The following is a 24,536-nucleotide window of genomic DNA, read 5'->3' as shown; positions in this document are numbered from 1 at the left end:
GTGCTCCTGAATATCAGGATTGCATTATATCGGGATTCGGGGAGTCGCTATCGTCGGTTGTAGCAGATGACGCATCGAGATAAGCCGACAGATCGGCAAGCAACCGAAGGAATGGTTGTGAGACCTGACTCCCTGTATTCTTCTTTAACATCTGACGGATGTCCTGCAACGAGTGTTCGTAGCAGGACATCTCGTTTTTACGTTGGGTATGGTGACAGGAAGTGCGCATGATCTCATCCTGTCGCTCCTGCCGCAGTCGATTGCACACTTTAGTGAGTATGGGCACCACCACATTGTCGAAGAGCGAATGGCCCTGAATATAGAGATAGGTAGTGTCGGGAGTAATTCCCAATGCCTTGATGTCTTCTTTGGTCTGAAGGTATTGAACCTTATTGCCTGGGAATTGATTCTGTAAGAGGTGAACGCGCGAAGTAACCTTACGGCGCAGATGGTCGATAGAGGTTTGTGGATGTCCTACGCTGAAGCCTCCAGGGTCAGTAACTCTTGAAAAATCGGTAAGCGAGAAACGGTTGTGGTTGCCGGTGCGATAAGCCCATACCGACCAAACGAAGAGTGGAAAGATGGCTTGGCTGTACTGCTGGAAATAATCTTCGAAATCGAAAATACGATGGTCGTTGAGGGTTACTGCCACACAAACTTCATGGAGCGATGGCGCATAACACTGCATATTCTCTATAGCATAAGCATAGGTGTGGAACACGTATGGGCTTTCCAATATCTTTTTCGACTGAGGAGTGCGGCCTTGCATAAGGTAGTCGTAGTCAGCATCAACGCAAGCTATCATGTCTTCGCCCACATGTCCTTCTACAAAATTCATTAGCACCGACTTCTTCCCACGTTCCAGTTTGCGGTGTGAGGGCAACATCACTTCAAAGTAGCGTTGCTCATTTTCATAGCGACTGAGCACCGTCCGCCAGAAATAAATATCATCGTAACTCTCCACGTAAGCCACAATGCGCCTACGTGCTTGTTTCGATGTCAGCTTGTTGGCGGCTTCGAAATACTGGCTGTTGATATGATCTGTCAGTCTGCTGCTCATACCGTAATATCGCTGACCTCTGTCACCTTATCCAACCATCCGCTCATGATGACGGCAGGTGAGTGGGTGGTGAGTATGATCTGAACATTCGGGTTAAGCTCTACGATGAGCTCGATGAGGCGTTTCTGCCATTCGATGTGTAGCGACACTTCTGGTTCGTCCATGAAGAGCACATAGGGCTGATGATCCTCTACAAGTACGGTGAGTAGGATGACAAGCATCTGCTTCTCACCGCTCGACAACTGGTAAGGCAGTAGCGTCTCGCCAATCTGTGTGAAACGAATTTCATTCTCTTTGCGTACCATCTTCTTACCTGTTTCGGCAAAGAGTTCATCAACCATGTCTTGGAAACGCTTTTTAGGTTCTGACAACTGCTGAGCCATGTGGGCATCGCCCCGTTGCAGGGCTTCGATAATACGGTTGCCGATGTTCACCTGATAGTCGAGATATTTGCGTTGAAGCTGGTAGAGTTGCAGATCGAGTAGTGAACCGCCCCCTACGCCAGCCAGTACTGACAAGGCTTGGTGTATGAATCCCTCACTCTCGGAGAATGTCTGCGAGAGGTTGCTGTCGAGTGAACGAATCAAGTCAAAGCGGATATGTGTGGCATCTTCGGGTGCGGTAGTCAGATGTACGCCTTTCAACAGATGGTTGACAATATCGCCGTTTACCCCAACGCTTCTTACCACCTTGTTGAGAATGGTGGATTTGCCCACGCCGTTGATGCCGCTGAGGACATTGACTTTCGGATCGAGGTCCCAGACAATGTGTTTCTTGCCACTCCAAAGAGCATCGATCTCTATCGTTTTGATATAGTCTGCATACTTCTGCATAGTCTTAAGTTTTATGTCTGTCACTATTATGTCTGCCACTAAGTTAATGCTTATAGAAGCGTTATTTCATGCTTTCAAACCTATGTGGTTTGTTGGGTGGCTATCTGTTGCAAAGATAGTGTAATTCGTGAAAATTTCCAAATTCGCACTCGATGTTTGTGGAAAAAAGTATTGTTTTTAGGTAATTTTATCCATTCAGATTCTAATTTTATCCTTTCTGTTTCATTATTCCGGCAGATTATAGTACTTTTGCCGCATGAAAACAAGTAAAGCCTTAATAGCCCATCTCGCCATGTTTGGAGCTTGTGCGGGTTGGGGATTAATGTCGCCAGTAGGCAAAGATGCAATGCTCCATGGATTTGATGGTATTACGATGGTTAGCTTTCGTGTGGCAGGAGCATGTCTGCTGTTTTGGATTGCTTCGTTGTTTGCTCCGAAAGAGCAGGTGCCATGGCGTGACCGTCTGATGTTTATCGGTGCAGCTCTTATGGGTTTGCTATTCAATCAATGTTGTTTTACTATCGGACTGAGCATCACTTCACCTATTAATGCGAGCATCGTCACTACGTCGATGCCTATCTTTGCCATGATATTGGCGGCACTTATCCTGCGTGAACCCATTACCGGCAAGAAGGCGTTAGGAGTGTTGATGGGATGCAGCGGTGCTTTGATTCTTATTCTGAGTTCGGCAGCTCATGCTGACGCACGTGTTGGAGATATACGTGGCGATTTGCTTTGCTTGTTTGCGCAGTTCTCGTTTGCCCTTTATTTATCGTTATTCAATCCGCTCATCAAGCGTTATAATGTGTTTACGGTCAACAAGTATATGTTCTCATGGGCTACGCTGATGCTTCTCCCGCTTAGTTCTTACCATGTCTATGGGGTAATCAGCCAGCCTATTCCGTTGCTGACGTGGATAGAAGTGGGTTATGTTGTGGTGTGTGGCACGTTCTTCTGTTATATTCTGACCATGATAGGTCAGCGCACGTTGCGTCCCACGGTGGTGTCGGTCTATAACTATGTGCAACCTATTGTGGCTGTTGCGGCTTCACTCATCATGGGTATTAGTACGATGAAGCTAACTCATGTTTTGGCTGTGGTGCTGGTGTTCAGCGGTGTTTGGCTGGTGGTTAAGTCAAAGTCGCGCAAGGATATAGAAGAGGAACGTCAGGAGAAAAAGAACGTTTGATCCTATCTTGTTTGACCGATAGGAAATCGGTTTGCCGTTTTTCAGCATATTCCCGATCTTACGATTTGAAAAAATATAAGCGCACACCTATTATTCTTGGGTGTGCGCTTGTATGATAGAAGCTGTTTGTCTTATTCCAAGAAACCAAGTAGGGCAACGATATAAGCATTCCAGTTGATGGCAATTTCATTGGAAGCGTAACTGCCTTCGTGATCTTGGTATGATTCATCGGGTGATGACGATGGGTAAGCAGGCACATTCTTTGCATCCTGTTGACCACTATTAGCACCTCCTGCGAGAAATCCCGGCAGTGGTTCTTCAATGCCGTCGGCTGCCGAAATACGCTGGTGAGGATGCATGACGCGCTGTGTGCCAAAGCCAGTCAGATAGCAATAGCCCGTGGCATTGCGTCCGAAGATGTGGTCGATAGTGGTGATGGCAGCTTTGCGGTAGGTATTGTCTTTGGTAAGGGCGTATTGGTACATCTGTGCAATGCCTCGTCCTGCACATTTTTCAGAGTTGCTTCCCCAAATAAAATCGGATGCGCTGTTGCCGAAGATAGAGTAGAAGGGTGATGTGGCGAGCGCCTTGATATCTTCGTCACAGAATGTCTTGAGTGATTTCTTCATGCAGCAAGTCTTGAGTTTTCCAGCCTCTTTAGTTTGTAGCAGTTCCTGATTGAGCCATTGGAAGATGCCCAGTCCGGCAACGTTGCCCCATGTGGGCAGGGTGAACTGTTTGGGAGCGAAGGCTCGAGCCTGTTCAAGGTATCCTTGTTCTCCTGTTGTGAGATACATTTCTGTAGCTGCCCAGAAGAATTCATCGTCTGCATCGTTGTCATCGTATGTTCCTGTGTTGACGTCAGGGTCATACTTGCTGTTGTTGTCTTGCTGTGTATAGTAGTTTTTGGGGAATCTCACAGCCCATGCGTATGCACGTTGTGCAGCGTTGGCAGCTATCTTGCAGAATGGTTGATATTGTGGATAATCCTTGTAGATACGTGCTGCGAGTGCCATTGTAGCAGCAAAGTCGAGTGCTGCCTGCGTGCTCTTTTGCACCACATAGCGGTCTTGTTTGCAATCCACAGGCATGACGAATGCTTCGAAATTGGGAGTGGTCAGTTTGTGATAGACACCTCCGTCGTCGGGATCCTGCATGGTCAGCATCCATTCCAGATTGTACATGATTTCGTCCAAGAGGTCGGGCACGTTGTTGTTTGATTCTGGAATTTGCGTATCGATCTGTTCGAAATGTTCTTTGTTTAACTGGTAAGCTTGTAACATCAGGCCGATGGTGAATCCAGAGTTGACGATATATTTATTGTAGTCGCCAGCATCATACCAACCTTTTGGTGAGGAAATGACCGTTCCGGCAGGGCGCTTGGGTGATGCTGCCGATGGGTGTATGAGAACTCGAGTGTCGGGATGAGCTGCTTTTCGGGCAAAGGCTCCAGCGTATTTAGCTTCGATGTCCGTTCCTGTGCGCTGTAGATAGAAGGCCTTGATGGCAGCCTTCAGCGCCTCGTTGTATGGATGTTCGGCGATGTTGATGGTTTGTTTGTTCTTACCTGCAGTCAGGGTGTAGGTGCCTGGTTTTGTTACGGTAGAGAAATCTACAACCTGTCGTACTTTGTCGTTGAAGGGGGACTTGAGTGTTCGTACGGCTTTTCCGCTCCACACTTTGCGTCCGTTGTGGTCTTTCAGAATAAAGTTGCTGCTTTTTCCCGTTGGTTCAACAACGGCAACTTTGGATTCATTGACATAATAGCCCACTTGATTGACCTTGATGGGATTTTGTGCCGTAGCTGTGAGTGCGCTTGCTGCGACGAGTGTCAATAGTGTTTTTTTCATCATTTTAAGTTTTGGTTATGAATAGTATTGGAAATGAATTTTTATGTTTTCCTTATATATAATAAGGTGGATGTGCTTTATGGGGGGCATGCTGTTGATGCTGTGTGCAACAGCAGGGCAGATGGTTACTGTTTAGCCCGATGCTCGTTGACGAGTGATCGCATCTCTTTGAGCAGATCGCTGGCAAAGATGAAGTCGGTCAGTCGCTTATTGGTAGATTGCATGATGTCTGCCGAAACTCCCTGCCACTCTTTGTGACCTTCGTAGATGAAAAGTATGTTTTCGCCGATGGTTGTCACGGAGTTCATGTCGTGTGTATTGATGATGGTGGTAATGCCAAATTCATGGGTGATGGAGTGGAGTAGGTCGTCGATGACCAATGATGTCTTAGGGTCGAGACCAGAGTTTGGTTCGTCGCAGAAGAGGTAGCGTGGGTTGAGTGCGATAGCTCGTGCGATGGCAACTCGTTTCTGCATACCTCCTGAGATTTCACCGGGATATTTTTTTTCAGCGCCAATCAGATTGACACGGTCGAGACATTCGCGTGCACGTTGTGTGCGTTCGTGAAGTGTCATGGGCGAGAACATATCGAGTGGGAACATCACGTTTTCCAGTACTGTGAGTGAGTCGAATAGTGCAGCACTTTGGAAAATCATGCCCATTTCTCGGCGCATCATCACCTTTTCCTGTTTCGACATCTGTACGAAGTCTCTTCCATCGTATAGCACTTGTCCACTCGTAGGTTCAAGCAGTCCCACCAGATTTTTCATCAATACCGTTTTTCCGCTACCGCTCTGACCGATAATCAGATTGGTTTTTCCATCTTCAAATATGGTGTTGATACCTTTCAGTACCTCTTTATCGTCGAAACTCTTATATAGGTCTTTTACCTCAATCATTGTTGCAAGTGTATTGGAATGTTGGAAATATTGTGGTTAGGCTCATGAGAGCAGTTGGGTGAGGAATACATCGGAACATAGGATGAGTACGCTCGACGACACGACAGCGTCTGTTGAGGCTTTGCCCACATTGACCGAACCGCCTTCTACGTTGTAGCCGAAATAGGAGGGTACTGCCGATATGATGAAGGCGAAGAACAAGCTCTTGATGATGCTCATCCATACGAACCATGGTTGGAAATCGTGTTGCAGTCCCAGTGTGAGGTCGTCGGGTGGGAGTATGTGGGCTATGTATGCTGTACCGTAAGCACCTATGATACCCATTGCTGATGAGAAGATGACCAATAGCGGCATGATGGTCACCATGCCGAGAATCTTGGGCAGGATGAGGTAGCATGCTGAGTTTACACCCATGATGTCGAGTGCGTCAATCTGTTGGGTGACGCGCATCGTGCCAATCTCCGATGCGATGTTTGATCCGACTTTTCCCGCCAGTATCAGACACATGATACTTGATGAGAACTCCAGCAACATAATCTCACGAGTGGTGTAGCCGCTGACCCATCGGGGCATCCATGGACTCTGGATGTTGAGTTTCATCTGGATACAGATGACAGCTCCGATGAAGAAAGAGATCAGCAGTACGATGCCGATGGAGTTGATGCCCAGTTGCGCCATCTCTTTCGTATATTCCTTGAAGAACATACGCATCCGCTCTGGACGCGAAAAAGTGCGCCCCATCAATATGATGAATTGGCCGAAATGTGTCAGCCAGTTGTGTAATAGTTTCATAGGATAATATGCTTAATTGAATGCAAAGGTAGTGTAAACTGAGAGAAAAAACAAGTTTTTCTTTGAAATTCACGCAGTTTACACTACCTTTGCACATGAAAAGATACATGGCAATGGACGAAATTACGAACAATAAGCCGGAACAGTTGGTGTTGCGCACCGAGGGTCTGGTCAAACAATATGGCAAGCGCACCGTGGTGAGCGATGTGAGTTTCGATGTGAAACAAGGTGAAATTGTAGGGCTGTTGGGTCCTAACGGAGCCGGCAAAACCACATCGTTCTATATGACAACCGGATTGGTTGTTCCCAATGGCGGACACATCTATCTCGGCGACGAGGAGGTGACAGACTATCCTGTCTATAAGCGTGCTCGTGCCGGTATCGGCTATTTGGCACAGGAGGCATCTGTGTTTCGCAAGATGTCGGTAGAGGACAATATTCTCTCGGTATTGGAAATGACGGGCAAACCACGTGACTATCAGCTCGAAAAACTTGAAAGCCTGATCAAGGAGTTTCGCCTTGGAAAGGTGAGAAAGAATAAGGGTGACCAGCTTTCTGGTGGTGAGCGACGCCGTACGGAGATTGCTCGTTGCTTGGCTATTGAGCCCAAATTCATCATGCTCGACGAACCGTTTGCCGGCGTTGACCCTATTGCCGTGGAAGATATTCAGCAGATAGTTTGGCAACTGAAATATCGCAACATTGGTATTCTGATAACCGACCATAATGTGCACGAAACTCTTAACATTACCGACCGTGCCTATCTGCTCTTCGAAGGTCGCATTCTCTTTCAAGGTAGTCCTGAAGAATTGGCGGTCAATCCTGTGGTGAAAGAGAAATATCTGGGTACCAACTTCGAACTGAAAAAGAAGAACTTCCAAGAGATGGCAGAAGCCAAACGCCGAAAGGAAATGGAGGAAGACGAAGAGAATAGATGAAACCCTTCATGCCTGAGGTTTGGCAAAATCTTAGAACAACATTCTCCACTTTCTTTCCAACGACCGATGTTTGACAGGTGTTCGGTGGGTATTTGATCAATAAAACTCACGTATTTCCTTCGGGATGCCTTCGGGATGCCTTCGGGATGTCGGTTTGTTGCTTGATGGGGAGATCCCAAGTAAGTCCCAAGTAAGTCCCATTATTTGCGGAAAACTATGGGAGGATGATGGGAAGATAGTGGGAGAAACTTCGCTCGTCAGTTCGATAATCCAAAGAAAAATTCGATTTTCTTTTGTATTCTGCTCACTTATTCGTACCTCTGAGGCTTACGCCTCTTAGTTACTTTCGTTCGATAATCCAAAGAAAAATTCGATTTTCCTTTGTATTCTGCTCACTTATTCGTAACTTTGCACGCTCAAAACTGCATATAATAATTAAATAAGGTATAAGAAGAGATGAATATTTCATTTGAAGCTCCTGACAAAATCAATGGTTTGATGACCATCGTATTGGAGAAAGAAGACTATCAAGCAGAAGTCGAGAAGACTCTGAAAGATTATCGCAAACGCGCTAATGTACCCGGATTCCGCCCTGGTCAGACTCCTATGGGTATGATCAAACGTCAGTATGGTACTGCCGTTAAGGTTGACGTGGTAAACAAAATGTTGGGTGAGGAACTCTACAAGTATGTTCGCGAAAACAAAATACAGATGCTCGGCGAACCCCTCAACAGCGACAAACAGAAGGAACTCAACTTCGAAAGCGATGAGCCATTGGAGTTCATGTTCGATATTGCCGTAGCTCCCGAATTCAAGGCAGCCCTCTCTGGCAAGGATAAAGTTGACTACTACAACATCACCGTTGACGACAAACTGATCGACCAGCAGGTGGAAATGTATCAGCAGCGTTCTGGTAACTACGAGAAGGCAGAGCAGTATGACGCAGAACAGCGCGATTTGCTCAAGGGCGACCTGCGCGAACTCGACGAGAACGGAAACGTTAAGGAAAATGGAATTACCATTGCCGACGTTTCTCTTATGCCTCAGTACATCAAGGTAGAAGACCAGAAGAAGCTTTTCGATGGTGCTAAACTGGGTGATATCATCACATGGAATCCCCGTCAGGCCTATCCTGAAAACGACGCAGAGATTTCTTCTCTCCTCAAAATCAAGAAAGAGGAAGTTGCTCAGCACACAGGAGACTTTACCTATCAGGTAACTGAAATCTCACGCTTCACAAAGGCAGAGGTTAATCAGACACTCTTCGATCAGGTTTTCGGCGAGGGTAATGTGAAAGACGAAAAAGAATTCCGTCAGAAGATTAGCGAGCAGATTAGCGAGCAGTTCAAGTCTGATTCAGACTATAAGTTCCTGCTCGACGTACGCAAGCACATGGAGAAGAAGGTTGGTAAGCTCGAATTCCCAGAGGCTCTGCTCAAGCGCGTGATGTTCAATAACAACAAGGACAAGGGCGAGGAGTTTGTAGAAAAAAACTTCGAGGCCAGCATCAACGAACTCGAATGGCACCTTATCAAAGAGCAGCTCGTTGCCGCTCAGAACATCAAGGTTGACGATGCAGACATCAAGAATGTAGCCAAGGAGGCCGCTCGCGCACAGTTCGCACAATACGGAATGGCAAATATTCCAGAGGAATATCTCGACAACTACGCTACAGAGATGCTGAAAAAGCGTGAAAACGTAGATGGACTCGTAGATCGTGCCGTTGACCTGAAGCTCATCGACGCTCTGAAGAATGTTGTTAAACTCAACGAGAAAGAGATTTCAATGGAAGACTTTCAGAAGATGCTGCAAGAGAAATAAGCATTTTTAAGAAAAAAAACCTCATGAATATTGCGAGGTTACCAACTTTTTTCGTAATTTTGTATTTCTAATATACGCAAAAAGGGTTGGTAACCTCGCTTTTTTGTTTCAAAACCAAAGAATGATGAACAACGATTTTAGAAAATATGCTACTAAGCATTTAGGTATTAACGGTCTCGTACTCGACGAAGTGGTGAGCGCACAGGCACAGTATCTGAACCCCTATATCTTGGAAGAACGTCAACTGAACGTTACCCAGATGGACGTGTTCTCACGACTGATGATGGATCGCATCATCTTCCTCGGTACACAGATTGACGACTATACTGCCAATACACTACAGGCACAGCTGCTCTATCTCGACTCAGTAGATAGCGGCAAGGATATCAGTATCTACCTCAACTCACCAGGCGGAAGCGTAACAGCAGGCCTCGGCATCTACGACACCATGCAGTTTATTACTTCCGACGTAGCCACCATCTGCACAGGTATGGCAGCATCAATGGCAGCCGTGTTGCTCGTGGCTGGAGCAGAAGGCAAACGCTCGGCACTTCCCCATAGCCGTGTGATGATTCATCAGCCACTGGGTGGAGTACAGGGACAGGCATCGGATATTGAAATCGAGGCCAGAGAAATCATGAAATTCAAGAAAGAACTCTATACCATCATCTCCAACCATTCACACACACCATTTGATAAGGTGTGGAACGATTCTGACCGTAACTACTGGATGACAGCAGAAGAGGCCAAAGAGTATGGTATGATAGATGAAATACTGGTCAGAAAGGCATGAAGAAACAATGTAATTTCTGCGGACGCACCGAACGTGAAGTCCCCCTGTTGATAACAGGTCTCCATGGATGTATCTGTAGCGACTGCGTGACTCAGGCCTATCAGGTGTTGCAGGCTAACGGATTCGATAAGGACGCGAAAAAGAAACAAACCGTTCCGGAACTCAAGAAAGTTCCTAAACCCAAAGAGATAAAAAAGTATCTCGATGAATATATTATAGGTCAGGATGAGGCCAAACGCTTCCTCTCCGTAGCAGTATATAACCACTACAAACGACTGCAACAGCCTGTAGATGAGAACGGAGTCGAAATCGAGAAAAGCAACATCATCATGGTGGGATCTACCGGAACCGGTAAGACCTTGCTGGCACGCACCATCGCCAAACTGCTTGACGTGCCCTTTACCATCGTCGATGCTACCGTATTTACCGAAGCCGGCTATGTGGGCGAGGATGTAGAGAGTATCCTCTCACGCCTGCTGCAAGTGGCTGACTATAACGTGGAGGCTGCCGAGCGTGGTATTGTCTTTATCGACGAGATAGATAAAATTGCCAGAAAGAGCGACAACCCCAGCATCACACGCGACGTGAGTGGCGAAGGTGTGCAACAGGGACTGCTCAAACTGTTGGAGGGAACAATGGTTAACGTGCCACCACAGGGCGGACGCAAACATCCTGACCAGGAATACATCCATGTGGATACTCGCAATATCCTCTTTATATGTGGAGGAGCCTTCGACGGCATTGAACGCAAGATTGCGCAACGACTCAATACCCATGTCGTGGGTTACAACTCGGTACAGAATGTACGCAAGATAGACAAGGGCGACCTGATGAAGTATATTCTGCCCCAAGACTTGAAATCGTTCGGACTGATTCCGGAAATCATCGGACGTCTGCCGGTGCTGACTTATCTCAATCCGCTCGATCGCGACGCGCTGGAGAAAATATTGGTGGAACCCAAAAACTCCATCATCAAGCAGTATGAGAAACTGTTTGATATGGACGGCATCAAACTGACATTTGCCCCAGAAGCCCTCAAACTCATCGTCGATAAGGCGATGGAGTACAAACTCGGTGCACGTGGACTACGCTCTATCGTGGAGTCTATTATGATGGACGCCATGTTTGAAGTGCCTTCCAAACGCGCCAAATCCTTTGAAGTGACTGCAGAGTACGCACAACAGCAACTCGATAAATCGCATTTACAGTAATTAAGCCTATTGCAATGAAAGTTAATCTTACCCAAGCACTCAAACAGTTTTTTGGCTTCAGCCAATTTAAAGGTGACCAAGAGCGCATCATCCAAAATCTACTGGATGGCAACGATACCTTTGTGCTGATGCCTACAGGAGGTGGCAAATCCCTTTGCTACCAATTGCCTTCCCTGCTGATGGAAGGAACAGCGATTGTCATCTCACCATTGATAGCTCTGATGAAAAATCAAGTGGATGCCATCAGTATGATGAGTGAAGAGGGTACCGCACATTATCTCAACTCATCGCTCAACAAAGCAGCGATAGACCAGGTGAAGGCCGACATTCGTTCCGGAAAGACTAAACTGCTCTATGTGGCACCGGAATCGTTGACCAAAGAGGATAATGTCAACTTTCTCAAAAAGACAAAGATTTCTTTCTATGCAATAGACGAAGCCCACTGTATCTCCGAATGGGGTCACGACTTCCGACCCGAATACCGTCGCATACGACCCATCATCAACCAGATTGGTGAGGCACCCATCATCGCACTTACCGCTACGGCAACAGACAAAGTGCGTACTGATATCAAGAAGAATCTCGGCATGAGCGATGCTACAGAATTCAAAAGCTCGTTCAACCGCCCGAACCTCTATTATGAGGTAAGAAACAAAACCAAGGATGTGGATAAGGACATCATTAAGTTCATTAAACAACATCCAGGTAAAAGCGGCATCATCTATTGTCTCTCGCGCAAGAAAGTAGAAGAATTGGCGGAAATCCTACGCGCCAACGATATCAAGGCACAGGCTTATCATGCCGGACTTGAATCGGCTTTGCGCTCGCAGACGCAGGATGACTTCTTGATGGAAAAAACAGATGTTATCGTGGCTACGATAGCCTTCGGAATGGGTATCGATAAGCCAGATGTCCGCTTTGTCATCCATTACGACATCCCTAAGTCGTTGGAAGGATACTATCAGGAAACTGGACGCGCAGGTCGAGACGGAGGAGAAGGCGTCTGCATCGCTTTCTATTCGAAAAAAGACTTGCAGAAGCTGGATAAGTTTATGGAAGGCAAACCCGTGGCAGAACAGGATATTGGCAGACAACTGTTGCAGGAAACAGCAGCCTATGCAGAGACTTCTGTGTGCCGACGCAAGATGCTACTTCATTATTTCGGTGAAATATATCCTAAGGACAACTGTCAGAACTGTGACAACTGTCTGCATCCGAAAACCAAGATCGAGGCACAGGAACAGCTGGTAATCCTGCTCAATACGGTGATTACCATCAAGGAAAACTTCCGTTCTGACTATGTCATCGACTTTATTACCGGAAAGGAAACAGAGGAGATATTGGCGCATAAGCATCAAAACAACGAACTGTTTGGTGCGGGCGAGGATATGGATGAGAAATTGTGGAATCCCGTTATCAGGCAGGCTCTGATAGCAGGATTCATAAAGAAAGATGTGGAAAACTATGGCTTGCTGAAAATAACAGCTGCCGGAAAGAAATTCTTAAAGAAACCAGAATCATTTATGATTGTAGAGGATAAAGACTTTGACGAAGACTACGAGAACGCTTCGGAACACGATGGAACTATGACTGCGCTCGATCCTACGCTCAGCATCATGCTGAAGGACTTGCGCAAAAAGGTTGCCAAGAAAATGGAACGTCCACCTTATGTGATATTCCAGGATGTAAGCATCGAACAGATGGCTACCGATTATCCTATCACGTTGGAAGAACTCAAAAACATACAAGGTGTAGGAGAAGGAAAGGTGAAACAGCCTTATGCAAAGGAGTTCGTAGATCTGATCGCCAAATACTGTAAAGAGAACGACATCACACGACAGGCTGACCTGCGCGTGCGTACCGTTGCTAAGAAGTCGATGCTGAAAGTGAAAATCATTCAGGCCATCGACAGACAAGTGGCGCTTGACGATATTGCCAATGCACAAGGCTTGGACTTTAGCGAACTGCTCGACGAGGTGGAGGCTATCGTATATAGTGGTACACGACTGAATATCGACTATTTCCTCGATGAGGTGATGGACGAAGACCATATTGACGATATTTATGACTATTTTGCTGAAAGCGATACAGACTCGCTCGATGCGGCTATTGACGAACTGGGTTCTGAGTGCTCGGAAGATGAAATCAGACTGGTGCGCATCAAGTTTATTAGCGAAATGGCCAACTAATACTGCCAATGGTTATGAAAAGGACAACGACATATCTTATGGCTCTGGCTGCACTATTGCTGATGGCGCAGCCTGCTGATGCGCAGTTCTTAAAGAAAATGTTTAAGAAAAAAGCGCGTACAGAGCGGAAAGCTAAAGTGGGAAAAGATGGTATTGACGACGATGCCCAACAGGCACTTGCCGATGTGACAACCTTTGCCGATAATTCCAACAACCGCAACGCTTTCCTCGGAATACCATTGGGAATCAAGGCTGAACGCTTTGAAAAACAACTGTTGGAACAAGGATTTACGGAACGTAAAGCCGAGGGAAAACAAACGGCAAAGACTTATGTCTATGAAGGAGACGTGTATGGTGCAAAAGCTCGCGTAACACTTTATACTTCAGAAGACACCGAACGGGTATTTGCCGTTGATGTGGAGGGAGTTGCTGTCTATCCTACCAAAAAGGATGTGCAAGGACGCTTCCTGCATCTCAAACAACAACTTGCCAAAGTATATGGACAAGGATATGTGGATCGGGGAGGCGAGGCCTATACCATCATCAGCAGACTGGGAACCACCACACTCCATTATGAGAGTTCGGGAGTGGGACAGTCATATACTATCGGTATTACCATAGACGACGCAAAGGCTTATGCGATGGCCTATCAGGAAATGGAAGACCGTGAATACGAAGCCAAGCCACGCGTCTTGACAAACGGATTGGCAGAACCGCTGAAACATACCGATCTGGTGGGATTGGTATTCTTCCTGACCAAAAACCGCACCTTAGTGTCGGCCAAGACTCTCTTGGCATCCTATGATTATTCGATTGGTAAGATGAACCAGATGAAGTCGCCACAGGCCACCCTGACCATTGGCGATTATCACTCAAATGTGGTTTTCACGCGTTCTAAGAAAAACTATACGGCATTTGTCATTACTGCCAACGATGACCTCGATGCGGTACGTTGCGACTTGCAGACTTACGGTTATACCACAACCGATAAGGTCAACTATCAGCAAGGACGTGTGAAGATTGCCGTTGCCACAAACAAAAACGGCCAGGTTGTTGTACGAGTGCGTTGATACTTACTCATTTCAACGATTGATACTATACTGCGTTAAATCGTATTAATAATCGGTGAAACGCTTGTAGGTATCGGAAAAAATGAGTAATTTTGCACGCAATAAAATTTTAAGGAGTTATTTATGTCATCATTTATTGCAGACAAAATTGTGATGGACGGCCTTACATTTGACGACGTCCTCCTGATTCCCGCTTATTCGGAAGTGTTGCCTAAGACGGTAGAGTTGAAAACCAAGTTCTCGCGTAACATCCAGCTGAATGTTCCTTTCGTGACAGCAGCTATGGATACCGTGACCGAAAGTCAGATGGCGATTGCCATTGCACGTGAAGGCGGTATCGGTGTTATCCACAAAAACATGTCGATAGATAACCAAGCTCGCGAGGTGGCTATCGTCAAGCGTGCTGAGAACGGTATGATCTATGATCCTGTTACCATCCGTCGTGGATCTACGGTGCAGGATGCCTTGGCCTTGATGGCTGAATATCATATCGGTGGTATTCCTGTTGTAGATGAAAACAATTATCTCGTAGGTATCGTGACCAATCGTGACCTGCGCTTTGAGCGTCGCTTGGATCGTACTATCGACGAGGTGATGTCGAAAGAGAATCTGGTGACAACCCACCAGCAGACCGACTTGATTGCTGCTGCACAAATCCTGCAGGAAAATAAGATTGAGAAACTCCCCGTTGTTGATAAAGACAACCACTTGGTAGGCCTCATTACTTATAAGGATATTACCAAGGCAAAGGATAAACCCATGGCTTGCAAAGATGATAAAGGTCGTCTGCGTGTAGCTGCAGGTGTAGGTGTTACCGTTGATACCCTCGACCGTATGCAGGCACTTGTCAATGCTGGTGTTGACGCCATTGTGATTGATACTGCCCATGGACATTCTAAGAGCGTTATCGAAAAACTGCGCGAGGCTAAGGCTTCGTTCCCCAATATTGACATCGTAGTAGGTAATATCGCTACTGGAACTGCCGCCAAAATGTTGGTGGAGAATGGCGCAGATGCTGTTAAGGTCGGTATCGGTCCGGGTTCCATCTGTACCACACGTGTTGTCGCAGGTGTCGGCGTACCCCAGTTGAGCGCAGTATATGATGTTTACCAGGCCTTGCAGGGCACAGGTGTACCTTTGATTGCTGACGGTGGTCTCCGCTATTCTGGCGATATCGTTAAGGCATTGGCAGCCGGTGGTTCTTGCGTGATGATTGGTTCGCTGGTAGCAGGTACAGAAGAAAGCCCCGGCGACACTATTATCTATAATGGCCGTAAGTTTAAGAGCTATCGTGGTATGGGTTCACTCGAAGCCATGGAACACGGATCTAAGGACCGTTACTTCCAGGCAGATACCAAAGATACCAAGAAACTTGTACCAGAGGGAATTGCCGGACGCGTTCCTTATAAGGGAACTGTACAGGAAGTTATCTATCAGATGGTAGGTGGACTGCGTTCTGGTATGGGCTATTGCGGTGCTCCAACTATCGAGAAATTGCATGACGCTAAGTTCACTCGCATCACCAATGCTGGTGTGAACGAGAGCCATCCACACGATATCACCATTACAAGTGAGGCTCCAAACTATTCACGCCCCAACGATTAAGATGATACAAAGACTGTTGCTTGCACTCATGTTGCTGCCAAGCACCATGATGGTGCGGGCACAGAATGACCCTACGCTTCTGATGGTGGGTGAAACTGCCGTGAAGCGTTCGGAGTTTGTACAAGCATATAGTAAAATATGTGGCGCCCGTGTTGGTGCGCCGTGTAAGGTCGATGACTTTCTGGAGTCTTATATCAACTATAAGTTGAGAGTAAAGGCTGCCAGGGAGTCGCGCCTTGACACAACGTCGATGTTTAAAAGCATGCTTGCCGCTTGTGCGACTAACAGTCTGCCTGCATCGACAACCGCAAATGCCTCTGGTAGTTTGACCGGAGAAGACCTTAGGCGGATAGCCCAAAGCTGCGGCAATGGGATGAATAACGAAGTGGTCTGCTTGTCGCATATTTATCTGAAGGTGCGCCAGCGTGGACAACGTTATGAATTACAACAAGCCATCAAACGGGCAGACTCCATCTATAATGCTTTGCGACAAGGTGCTGATTTCGCTGTGTTGGCTCGACAAGTATCACAGGATAAAGCCTCTGCTGCAAATGGCGGACTGATGGGATGGTATGGTCGCAACCAGTTGCTTAAGGAGATGGAAGACAATGCCTTCACACTTCAACCAGGAACCTATAGCCGCCCATTCCTTACTGCCGATGGTTATCATATCCTGTTGCTTAACGACAGACGAACTGCCGATAAGTTTGCAGAACTGCAACAATGGCAGGAAGCAGAACAGAAAAGGCTGTCTATGGTTCGTGGCATCTCGTCATCGCCGATTCAAGCGAGTCTGCCATCAGCAGAACGGGAATCGAATATGGGCAATAGCCCCATTTCACCAATGACGACCGCATCGCTACCCACAGTTTCTGACGACATCTATGAAGGATTACTGCTCTGCGTGTTGTCAGAGAAATCGCTTGCCCGGCAGGCAGCTACCGACAAGACTGCCATGGCTCGGTATTTCAAGAAAAACAAGAAGAAGTATCGCAGGAAAGGTTTCAAGCCTAAAAGCTATGTTGAAGTAGAAGAACAGGTGGTAGCCGATTTGTGTACTGAAATGGAGAAACACTGGATATCAGATTTGAAGGAAAAATATCCGGTTACAATAAATAAAGATGTATTAAAAACAATAAACAAACATCACAGAATATGAGCATTCGCAGTATATTATTTGCTATGCTGGCATTGGCAAGTACAGCCATGCAGGCAAAAACTGACAAAGACAGTATCAATGCGCAAAGCACAGTAGATGAAGTCATCTGGGTTGTGGGCGATGAGGCTATCCTGAAGTCAGATGTCGAAGCCATGCGCATGCAGGCCCTGCAGCAGGGAGTGCATTGGACAGGCAATCCTGACTGTGCCATTCCCGAACAGATAGCTGTACAGAAACTGTTCTTGCATCAGGCTGCTATCGACAGTATCGAGGTGACCGATGCACAGATTAGTGCAGGTGTTGACCGCCAGATAGACTATATGATTTCTGTTGTCGGATCTCGTGAGAAGTTGGAAGAGTATCACAAAAAGACGATGACACAGATTCGCAACGAACTGCGTGACTCTTATCGTGAAAACCAAATGGTAGAGGAAATGAAGCAGCAACTGGTCAAGGATATTGCCGTGACCCCTGCAGAAGTGCGCCGCTACTTCAAGGATATGCCAACAGACAGTATTCCTTTTGTTCCCACCGAGGTGGAAGTGCAGATTATCACACAAACTCCTCGTGTGTCACAGGAAGAGATCAACCGTGTGAAAGGTGAACTCCGCGACTATACTGACCGTATCAACCGTGGCGATGCTTCGTTCCAAACGCTGGCACGTCTCTATTCTGAAGATCCAGGAAGTGCACGTCGTGGTGGTGAACTGGGATTCATGTCGCGTATGGAACTCGATCCAGCCTTTGCTGCTGTGGCTTTCAACCTGACTGATCCAAAGAAAGTCTCGAAGATTGTGGAGTCTGAATTTGGATTCCATATTATCCAGTTGATAGAGAAACGTGGTGAGAAAGCCAATGTTCGCCATATTCTCCGTCGCCCTGTTGTTAGTAACGAGGCTATTGAGAAGTCGTTGAGCCAACTCGATTCTCTGCGTACCGATATTGCTGATGCGAAGTTTACCTTTGATCAGGCTGCCTCTGTGCTCTCTGACGATAAAGATACCCGTAACAACAAAGGTGTGATGTTCCACGATGACATGGGCACACGTACTTCACGTTTCCAACTGCAAGATCTTCCTGCTGAAGTGGCTCGTGCCATCGATGGATTGAAGATCGGGGAAGTTACCAAACCATTCCAGATGATGAAAAACGGTCGTATAGTATGTGCCATCGTCAAACTGAAGAATCGCAGCGAAGGTCATAAAGCCACCATTACCGAAGATTTTCAGGTGATGAAGAATGTTGTGCTGGAGAAATTGCGCCAAGAGAAGATTCATCAGTGGGTGGTGGAAAAGATCAAAAACACCTACGTCCGTATCAATGACCGTTATCGGGATTGTGATTTCGAATATCAGGGTTGGATACGATGAAACTCCGTGCTGTTGCCATCTTTATGCTTTGCCTGTTGGGTATTGGCCTGATAGGTGCTATGCAACCTGTGCGTAAACGTACAGCAAAAAATCATAGAACGGCTCCCGACAAGCGTGTTTATCTGGTACATGCCGACGAACTGCGTTATAACCAGTATCAGAATGGTGATGCCCAGGTCCTTACGGGACATGTTCATTTCCGTCATGTTGGCGCCAATCTTTATTGCGACAGTGCCAATTTCTTCCAGCAGACCAACTCTTTCGAAGCTTTCGGTCATGTGCGCATGGTGCAGGGCGACACGCTGAGCCTTACCAGCGACTATGCTTACTATGATGGTAACGAGCAGATTGCACAAGCGCGATATAATGTGGTGCTGAAACATCGCAAGACAACACTCTATACCGATAGTTTGGATTATGACCGCATGTATAGTTTCGGCAACTTCTTCGAAGGTGGAAAACTCGTGGATAATGGTTCTACGCTGACCAGCGATTGGGGTGAGTACCATACCGACTCGAAGATGGCGATGTTTTATTATGATGTACGCCTGCGCAACAAGAAGTTCTATCTGACAACCGATTCTCTCTTCTACGATACCCGTCTCTCACGTGCACATATCGTGGGACCGTCGAATATAACATCGGGCAGTAGTCATATCTATAGTGAGGACGGCTACTACAATACCAAGACCGAGATGTCAGAACTGTTTGGTCGTTCGGTCATGAAAGATAAAGGCCGCTCGTTGGTGGGCGATAGCGTTTATTATGACAGTAAGAACGGACTCAGCCATGCCTATAGTAATGTAGTCTATGTTGATTCCGTCAATAAAAACAAGATGACTGGCGACTATTGTGAATACAATGAAGAGACGGGCTATGCCATGACCACCAAGCGTGCTGTTGCTATCGATTATTCGCAGCGCGATTCTCTTTATATGCATGCCGATACCTTCAAGGTGTTTACGTTCAATATCAATACCGACTCGGTCTATCGTAAAATCCATGCCTACAATAAGGTGCGCGCCTATCGTGTCGATGTGCAGGCGGTATGTGACTCGTTGGTGTATAATTCCCAAGATTCATGTATGACGATGTATCGTGACCCTATCGTATGGAATAACGGCCAACAACTCTTTGGTGAGGAGATACGTGCCTATATGAAAGACTCTACCATCGACCATGTACATGTGGTGGGACAGGCATTCTCTGTAGAACAACTTGCCGATTCGGTACACTTCAACCAAGTGTCGTCGAAAGAGATGATGGCACTCTTCAACAAGGGTGAAGTGTATGAAACCAATGCTACGGGTAATGTGCTGATCGTTTATTATCCGATGGATGATTCCGACAGCACCCTAATAGGACTCAACTATACCGAGACACCCAAACTGCGTATGTTCCTTGAAAAACGCAAGATGAAGAAGATATGGATGGAGAAACCAACAGGAGTGCTCTATCCCATGACGCAGATACCACCTTCGAAATATTTCTTGCCAGGCTATGCTTGGTTTGATTATATCCGTCCACTCAACCGCGACGACATCTTCAACTGGCGCGGAAAGAAAGAAGGACAGGAGTTGAAAGAGCAAGTGCGTCGCACAGCACCTGCTTCGGTAAAGAAGGCGGAAGGAGGACCGAAATGAGTGATGTAATACAGTTGCTGCCAGATTCTGTGGCCAACCAGATTGCAGCCGGAGAGGTTATTCAGCGTCCGGCATCGGTCATCAAGGAACTTGTAGAAAATGCGGTAGATGCCGGTGCACACACCATTAGTGTACTGGTGGTTGATGCTGGTCGCACGTCAATACAGGTTGTCGATGATGGTAAAGGCATGTCTGAAACCGATGCACGTCTCGCTTTTGAGCGTCATGCCACTTCGAAGATTCGCAAGGCCGACGACCTCTTTGCGCTAACCACCATGGGATTTCGTGGCGAGGCACTCCCTTCGATTGCTGCCGTGTCTCAGGTAGAACTGCGTACTCGTACTGCAGCCGACGAACTGGGTACTTGTCTTACCATCTACGGTTCAAAAGTAGAAGGACAGGAGTCGGTCAGCTGCCCAGTGGGAAGCAATTTCAAGGTTGACAATCTTTTCTATAATGTGCCTGCCCGCCGCAAGTTTTTGAAGACCAACGCTACCGAACTTAGCAATATCCTCACCGCTTTTGAGCGTATAGTATTGGTATATCCTGAAATCAACTTCACACTCCATAGTAACGGACAAGAGCTGATGAACCTTCGTGCAGGCTCTGTACGCCAGCGTATCAGCGATGTCTTTGGCAAACGCTATAGTCAGGATGTGTTGCCCTTGGAGGTAGAAACTGCCATCTGCAAAGTTTCGGGCTATGTGGGGAAACCTGAGTCTGCGCGCAAAAAAGGTGCCCACAACTACTTTTTTGTCAATGGCCGCTTCATGAAGCATCCTTATTTCCATAAGGCAGTCATGCAGGCTTACGAACGCTTAGTGCCTATAGGCATGCAGGTACCCTATTTTATCTATTTCGAAGTTAACCCCGCCGACATAGATGTGAATATCCATCCGACAAAGACAGAAATCAAGTTTGATAACGAACAAGCCATTTGGCAGATTCTTACCGCTGCGGTAAAGGACGCTATCGGCAAGTTCTGCGAACTCACACAGATAGACTTTGACACCGAAGGACGCCCTGATATCCCGGTATTCAATCCCGATGAACAGGTGGCTCCACCCACTCTGAACTTTAATCCTGACTATAATCCATTCCGTCAGCAAACAGCCAAACCGACAAGAATGGAAGGATGGGAACAACTCTATGGCAATCTGCCTACACAGAAACCTGTTGCTCCAGAACTTTTCCCAACATCGCAGGATGATGCCGAAGAACTGATCACTTCCAACAAGATTACACACGGGACACAGGAACTTGAAGGACAGGGCAGTCGTGCTGTCATCGAAGACAAGTCGCCGATGCACTATCAGTACAAAGGCAGATTTATCATGACAGCTGTCAAATCGGGACTGATGATAATCGACCAGTATCGTGCTGACGTGCGAATTCGTTATGAGCAATATATGGAACAGTTGCGCACCCATCAGGCATCAAACCAGCGTGTGCTCTTTCCTGAAGTGGCACGTTTCTCACCCTCCGATGCTGTCATGCTCCAAAAGATACTGCCCGAACTGGAAGCTATAGGTTTTGAACTCTCCGATCTGGGACAGTATTCCTATGCCATCAATGCCATTCCCGCCGGTCTTGAAGGTCTCGACAGCGTGCAATTGCTATGCGACATGGTAAGTGATGCTATAGAAAAAGGTGCTACTCAGACCGATGCCATCCATGCCGCCCTCGCGCTGAGCATGGCGCGCCATGCTGCCATACCGCAAGGACAGGTGTTGAGCAATGAGGAAATGGAGGCAGTTGTCAATCAATTGTTCGCCTGTTCCAATGTCAATTATACCCCTGATGGCAAAGCCATACTGTGCATTCTCCCCCAGCGCGATATAGAGCAACTTTTGGGCTAATATATAATAATGTAAGGCGGAAATGGGGGAAAGACTAAAAAAATATCAATTTTTGCAACAAAAAACTCAAAATACTAATAAAAAAGTTTGTGGATTCAAAATAAATGTTTAATTTTGCACAACAATTCATAGAAGTATATAACGTATATTTAATTAAATAGGTATGAAAAAGTTATTAATGGTACTGGCTTTTGCCGGTGTTTCTGCTGCCTCAATGGCACAGAATGCTGATCCTACTGAAAAGTTCAGCGTTTCTACTAATTCATTCTGGAGCAACTGGTTCGTACAGGCTAACGTTGCTGGTACTGCATTTTGGGGTAACCAGGAAGTAGGTAACAATTTCTCAAAGAGCCCTCTCAAGGGTTTCCGCAACAACCTTGGCTTCTCTGTAGCTGTTGGTAAGTGGTTCACTCCTGGTCTCGGTCTCCGCACTAAGTTCAACGGTGCTTGGGGTCGTACAGTCGTTTCTGAGAACAAGAAAACCAATGCTAACAAATACTGGACTCTCAGCGAGCAGGTAATGTTTAACCTCAGCAACATGTTGCTGGGTTACAACGAGAGCCGTGTTTGGGACTTCATTCCTTACGCAAGCGTAGGTGTTAACCGTAACATGAGCGCTAACTGCTATGCTCCTGTAGCAGGTATCGGTATCCTGAACGAATTCAAGATCAACAACAAGTGGGCTGTTAACCTCGACGTTAACTACATGCTTGGTACTTCAGACTACGATGGTTTCGAGGGTTCGCTCCCCGGTGCTAAACCTTACGACGCTCGTTCATTCAAGGGTCTCGTAGCTAACCACGACCGTACTCTGAACGTTGAAGTTGGTTTGACCTACAACCTTGGTAAGGCAACCTTCAACAAGACTCCAGACGTAGAGGCTATCAAGGCTCTCTCACAGGGTCAGATCGATGCTCTGAACGCTCAGCTTGCTGACGCTCAGTCAGAGAACAACCGTCTGAAGGATATGCTCGCAGAGCAGAAGCAGCAGTCTGTAGCTCCTGTATCAGCAGTTACTAAGGTGGTTTCAGCTCCTGTATCAGTATTCTTCAACATTGGTAAGGCTAAGGTTGCTTCTAAGAAGGACCTCCAGAATGTTAAGGCTGTTGCTGACGCAGCAAAGGCTAACAACGCTAAGATCGTTGTAACTGGTTACGCTGATAGCAAGACTGGTAGCGTTGCATTCAACAAGAACCTTTCTGAGAAGCGTGCTCAGACCGTTGCTGACGCTCTCGTTAACATGGGCGTAAGCCGCGACAACATCGAAGTTGTTAGTGCTGGTGGTGTTAATACTCTCTCACCTGTATCTTACAACCGTCGTGCTACTGTTGAAATCAAATAATTTCAACCAACGATAGACTTCAATCCCGGAGGTTTTCACCATCCGGGATTTTTAAGGGCGCTTAGCTCAGCTGGTTTAGAGCATCTGCCTTACAAGCAGAGGGTCGGGGGTTCGAATCCCTCAGCGCCCACCATCGGATTCCAATCTTTTGGAATCCGATTTTCTTTTTTTCTTCTGCCTGTTGCTTCCTATTGACCATGATGATTATATCGTGGCTCAGTAGATAATTAGTGGGGGTAAGCGTATATCATGGAAAGTCTGTAGAGAAAGAATTTCTCATCCCTAATTCCCCTTAGTGCTGCCCTGAAGGACTTGACTTTGGCGTTGAAAGACTCTGCTGCTGCGTTAGACGACCTGTTATTGTAGAAGTTGAGTATGTCATCATAGTGCTCGTAGAACGTAGCCGCAATAACGTTGAAGGAATGGAATCCAGCCTCTTCGACCTTGTTGTACCATTTGGCCATAGAGAGCCTGGCAGCATCCTTGATGGTGTTCTTGGCAAAGATCATCCTCAGTGAATGAGAGAGCGAATACGCCTTCTGCAGGTCAGGATATAGTTCGAAAAGGATTCTGGCTCTCATCTTCTGCCTGTCTGTCCATTTGTCTGCCGACTTGAAGAGCAGGTATCTGCTACGGGCCAGCAATTCTTTCTTTGTATCGCCGTTCTCATAGCGGAATGGAACGTATTCCCGCCCTTCCTGCCTGGCGTTTTCCATCTCGTCATTGGCTTCTTGTATGGCATCCCAGCGGTGTCTGATACGCATCTCCTGTACGGCATCACAGGCGAGTTTCTGAATGTGAAAGCGATCAATGACACGTTGGGCCTTCGGAAAAGCAGATCGTACAATCTTGTGCATGGAGTCAGACAGGTCAAGTGTTATCTCCGTCACTGCCTCGCGTTTCTCTTCGGGAA

General features: G+C 46.8%; 19 protein-coding genes and 1 tRNA gene. 14 read left to right on the top strand and 6 right to left on the bottom strand.

Annotated elements, in window-relative coordinates:
- Positions 1–13 precede the first annotated feature (13 nt).
- A complete protein-coding gene (locus tag CIK96_RS03065; RefSeq protein WP_094439574.1) occupies positions 14–1,060 on the bottom strand; it encodes a DUF4435 domain-containing protein in 1,047 nt (348 codons plus the stop codon).
- On the bottom strand, positions 1,057–1,893 hold the full coding sequence (locus CIK96_RS03060) for an AAA family ATPase (protein WP_094389523.1): 837 nt from the start codon (positions 1,891–1,893) through the stop codon (positions 1,057–1,059). Before CIK96_RS03060 ends, CIK96_RS03065 begins: the two co-directional genes overlap by 4 nt.
- Before the next feature lie 256 nt (positions 1,894–2,149).
- Here CIK96_RS03060 and CIK96_RS03055 point away from each other — a divergent pair, with 256 nt between their 5' ends.
- Complete coding sequence (locus CIK96_RS03055) at positions 2,150–3,082, top strand: DMT family transporter (RefSeq protein ID WP_094439572.1); 933 nt, start codon at positions 2,150–2,152, stop codon at positions 3,080–3,082.
- A gap of 131 nt (positions 3,083–3,213) precedes the next feature.
- On the opposite strand, the gene CIK96_RS03050 is transcribed toward CIK96_RS03055, so the two are convergent.
- From CIK96_RS03050 to CIK96_RS03040, 3 genes are all read right to left on the bottom strand, one after another.
- Positions 3,214–4,935 carry a glycoside hydrolase family 9 protein gene (locus CIK96_RS03050; RefSeq protein ID WP_254047067.1) on the bottom strand — a complete coding sequence of 574 codons (1,722 nt, stop codon included), beginning with the start codon at positions 4,933–4,935 and terminating at the stop codon, positions 3,214–3,216.
- Between the two features lie 122 nt (positions 4,936–5,057).
- Positions 5,058–5,831 (bottom strand): ABC transporter ATP-binding protein, encoded by a 774-nt coding sequence (locus CIK96_RS03045; protein ID WP_094389508.1) that lies wholly within the window; start codon positions 5,829–5,831, stop codon positions 5,058–5,060.
- 42 nt (positions 5,832–5,873) lie between these two features.
- Complete coding sequence (locus CIK96_RS03040; protein WP_094389509.1) at positions 5,874–6,623, bottom strand: ABC transporter permease; 750 nt, start codon at positions 6,621–6,623, stop codon at positions 5,874–5,876.
- Positions 6,624–6,736: 113 nt separating this feature from the next.
- On the opposite strand from CIK96_RS03040, the gene lptB reads away from it, so the two are divergent.
- The 13 genes from lptB to CIK96_RS02975 all read left to right on the top strand — a co-directional run bounded on the left by lptB (position 6,737) and on the right by CIK96_RS02975 (position 23,756).
- On the top strand, positions 6,737–7,561 hold the full coding sequence (lptB, locus tag CIK96_RS03035) for an LPS export ABC transporter ATP-binding protein (RefSeq protein WP_094389525.1): 825 nt from the start codon (positions 6,737–6,739) through the stop codon (positions 7,559–7,561).
- A gap of 456 nt (positions 7,562–8,017) precedes the next feature.
- Positions 8,018–9,382 (top strand): trigger factor, encoded by a 1,365-nt coding sequence (gene tig, locus CIK96_RS03030; protein WP_094439570.1) that lies wholly within the window; start codon positions 8,018–8,020, stop codon positions 9,380–9,382.
- A 124-nt stretch (positions 9,383–9,506) separates the two neighbouring features.
- Positions 9,507–10,175 (top strand): ATP-dependent Clp endopeptidase proteolytic subunit ClpP, encoded by a 669-nt coding sequence (gene clpP / locus CIK96_RS03025; protein WP_094389526.1) that lies wholly within the window; start codon positions 9,507–9,509, stop codon positions 10,173–10,175.
- Entirely contained in the window at positions 10,172–11,386 is a 1,215-nt protein-coding gene (gene clpX, locus CIK96_RS03020; protein WP_094439568.1) for an ATP-dependent Clp protease ATP-binding subunit ClpX, read from the top strand. Before clpP ends, clpX begins: the two co-directional genes overlap by 4 nt.
- Before the next feature lie 8 nt (positions 11,387–11,394).
- Positions 11,395–13,575, top strand: coding sequence for a DNA helicase RecQ (gene recQ, locus CIK96_RS03015; RefSeq protein WP_094439566.1), 2,181 nt, complete (start codon positions 11,395–11,397; stop codon positions 13,573–13,575).
- A gap of 14 nt (positions 13,576–13,589) precedes the next feature.
- Complete coding sequence (locus CIK96_RS03010) at positions 13,590–14,645, top strand: hypothetical protein (RefSeq protein ID WP_144007470.1); 1,056 nt, start codon at positions 13,590–13,592, stop codon at positions 14,643–14,645.
- A 123-nt stretch (positions 14,646–14,768) separates the two neighbouring features.
- Positions 14,769–16,250, top strand: a complete 1,482-nt coding sequence (guaB, locus tag CIK96_RS03005) for an IMP dehydrogenase (RefSeq protein WP_094439564.1) — start codon at positions 14,769–14,771, stop codon at positions 16,248–16,250.
- 1 nt (position 16,251) lies between these two features.
- The gene (locus CIK96_RS03000; RefSeq protein ID WP_094439562.1) at positions 16,252–17,409 is read left to right on the top strand and encodes a peptidylprolyl isomerase; all 1,158 of its coding nucleotides are present in this window, start codon (positions 16,252–16,254) and stop codon (positions 17,407–17,409) included.
- Positions 17,406–18,779, top strand: a complete 1,374-nt coding sequence (locus CIK96_RS02995) for a peptidylprolyl isomerase (protein ID WP_094439560.1) — start codon at positions 17,406–17,408, stop codon at positions 18,777–18,779. The genes CIK96_RS03000 and CIK96_RS02995 overlap by 4 nt, the downstream gene beginning before the upstream one ends.
- Complete coding sequence (locus tag CIK96_RS02990; RefSeq protein ID WP_094439558.1) at positions 18,776–20,422, top strand: OstA-like protein; 1,647 nt, start codon at positions 18,776–18,778, stop codon at positions 20,420–20,422. Before CIK96_RS02995 ends, CIK96_RS02990 begins: the two co-directional genes overlap by 4 nt.
- On the top strand, positions 20,419–22,281 hold the full coding sequence (mutL, locus tag CIK96_RS02985) for a DNA mismatch repair endonuclease MutL (RefSeq protein ID WP_094439556.1): 1,863 nt from the start codon (positions 20,419–20,421) through the stop codon (positions 22,279–22,281). The genes CIK96_RS02990 and mutL overlap by 4 nt, the downstream gene beginning before the upstream one ends.
- Before the next feature lie 163 nt (positions 22,282–22,444).
- Positions 22,445–23,623, top strand: a complete 1,179-nt coding sequence (locus CIK96_RS02980; protein WP_094389519.1) for an OmpA family protein — start codon at positions 22,445–22,447, stop codon at positions 23,621–23,623.
- 55 nt (positions 23,624–23,678) lie between these two features.
- Positions 23,679–23,756: transfer RNA gene (locus CIK96_RS02975), tRNA-Val, on the top strand.
- Between the two features lie 94 nt (positions 23,757–23,850).
- Here the strand turns inward: CIK96_RS02975 and CIK96_RS02970 are convergent.
- Positions 23,851–24,536: transposase (locus CIK96_RS02970; protein WP_144007469.1), on the bottom strand; the 686-nt coding region annotated here is incomplete at its 5' end.

The sequence above is a fragment of the Prevotella sp. P4-98 genome (genome assembly GCF_002251405.1).
In the GTDB taxonomy this organism is placed as follows: Bacteria; Bacteroidota; Bacteroidia; order Bacteroidales; family Bacteroidaceae; genus Prevotella.
The sequence above is the reverse complement of the archived record's forward strand: the minus strand, read 5'-3'. Positions and strand labels throughout refer to the sequence as shown.

Excerpts from the sequence above, each read along its gene's own strand:
- CIK96_RS03060 (WP_094389523.1), bottom strand. The coding sequence starts at position 1,893 with ATGCAGAAGTATGCAGACTATATCAAAACGATAGAGATCGATGCTCTT.
- clpP (WP_094389526.1), top strand. The coding sequence starts at position 9,507 with ATGAACAACGATTTTAGAAAATATGCTACTAAGCATTTAGGTATTAAC.
- guaB (WP_094439564.1), top strand. The coding sequence starts at position 14,769 with ATGTCATCATTTATTGCAGACAAAATTGTGATGGACGGCCTTACATTT.
- mutL (WP_094439556.1), top strand. The coding sequence starts at position 20,419 with ATGAGTGATGTAATACAGTTGCTGCCAGATTCTGTGGCCAACCAGATT.
- tig (WP_094439570.1), top strand. The coding sequence starts at position 8,018 with ATGAATATTTCATTTGAAGCTCCTGACAAAATCAATGGTTTGATGACC.
- CIK96_RS03055 (WP_094439572.1), top strand. The coding sequence starts at position 2,150 with ATGAAAACAAGTAAAGCCTTAATAGCCCATCTCGCCATGTTTGGAGCT.
- CIK96_RS03045 (WP_094389508.1), bottom strand. The coding sequence starts at position 5,831 with ATGATTGAGGTAAAAGACCTATATAAGAGTTTCGACGATAAAGAGGTA.
- clpX (WP_094439568.1), top strand. The coding sequence starts at position 10,172 with ATGAAGAAACAATGTAATTTCTGCGGACGCACCGAACGTGAAGTCCCC.
- CIK96_RS02995 (WP_094439560.1), top strand. The coding sequence starts at position 17,406 with ATGAGCATTCGCAGTATATTATTTGCTATGCTGGCATTGGCAAGTACA.
- CIK96_RS03010 (WP_144007470.1), top strand. The coding sequence starts at position 13,590 with ATGAAAAGGACAACGACATATCTTATGGCTCTGGCTGCACTATTGCTG.
- CIK96_RS03065 (WP_094439574.1), bottom strand. The coding sequence starts at position 1,060 with ATGAGCAGCAGACTGACAGATCATATCAACAGCCAGTATTTCGAAGCC.
- CIK96_RS02980 (WP_094389519.1), top strand. The coding sequence starts at position 22,445 with ATGAAAAAGTTATTAATGGTACTGGCTTTTGCCGGTGTTTCTGCTGCC.
- CIK96_RS03000 (WP_094439562.1), top strand. The coding sequence starts at position 16,252 with ATGATACAAAGACTGTTGCTTGCACTCATGTTGCTGCCAAGCACCATG.
- CIK96_RS03040 (WP_094389509.1), bottom strand. The coding sequence starts at position 6,623 with ATGAAACTATTACACAACTGGCTGACACATTTCGGCCAATTCATCATA.
- lptB (WP_094389525.1), top strand. The coding sequence starts at position 6,737 with ATGGACGAAATTACGAACAATAAGCCGGAACAGTTGGTGTTGCGCACC.
- CIK96_RS02990 (WP_094439558.1), top strand. The coding sequence starts at position 18,776 with ATGAAACTCCGTGCTGTTGCCATCTTTATGCTTTGCCTGTTGGGTATT.
- CIK96_RS03050 (WP_254047067.1), bottom strand. The coding sequence starts at position 4,935 with ATGATGAAAAAAACACTATTGACACTCGTCGCAGCAAGCGCACTCACA.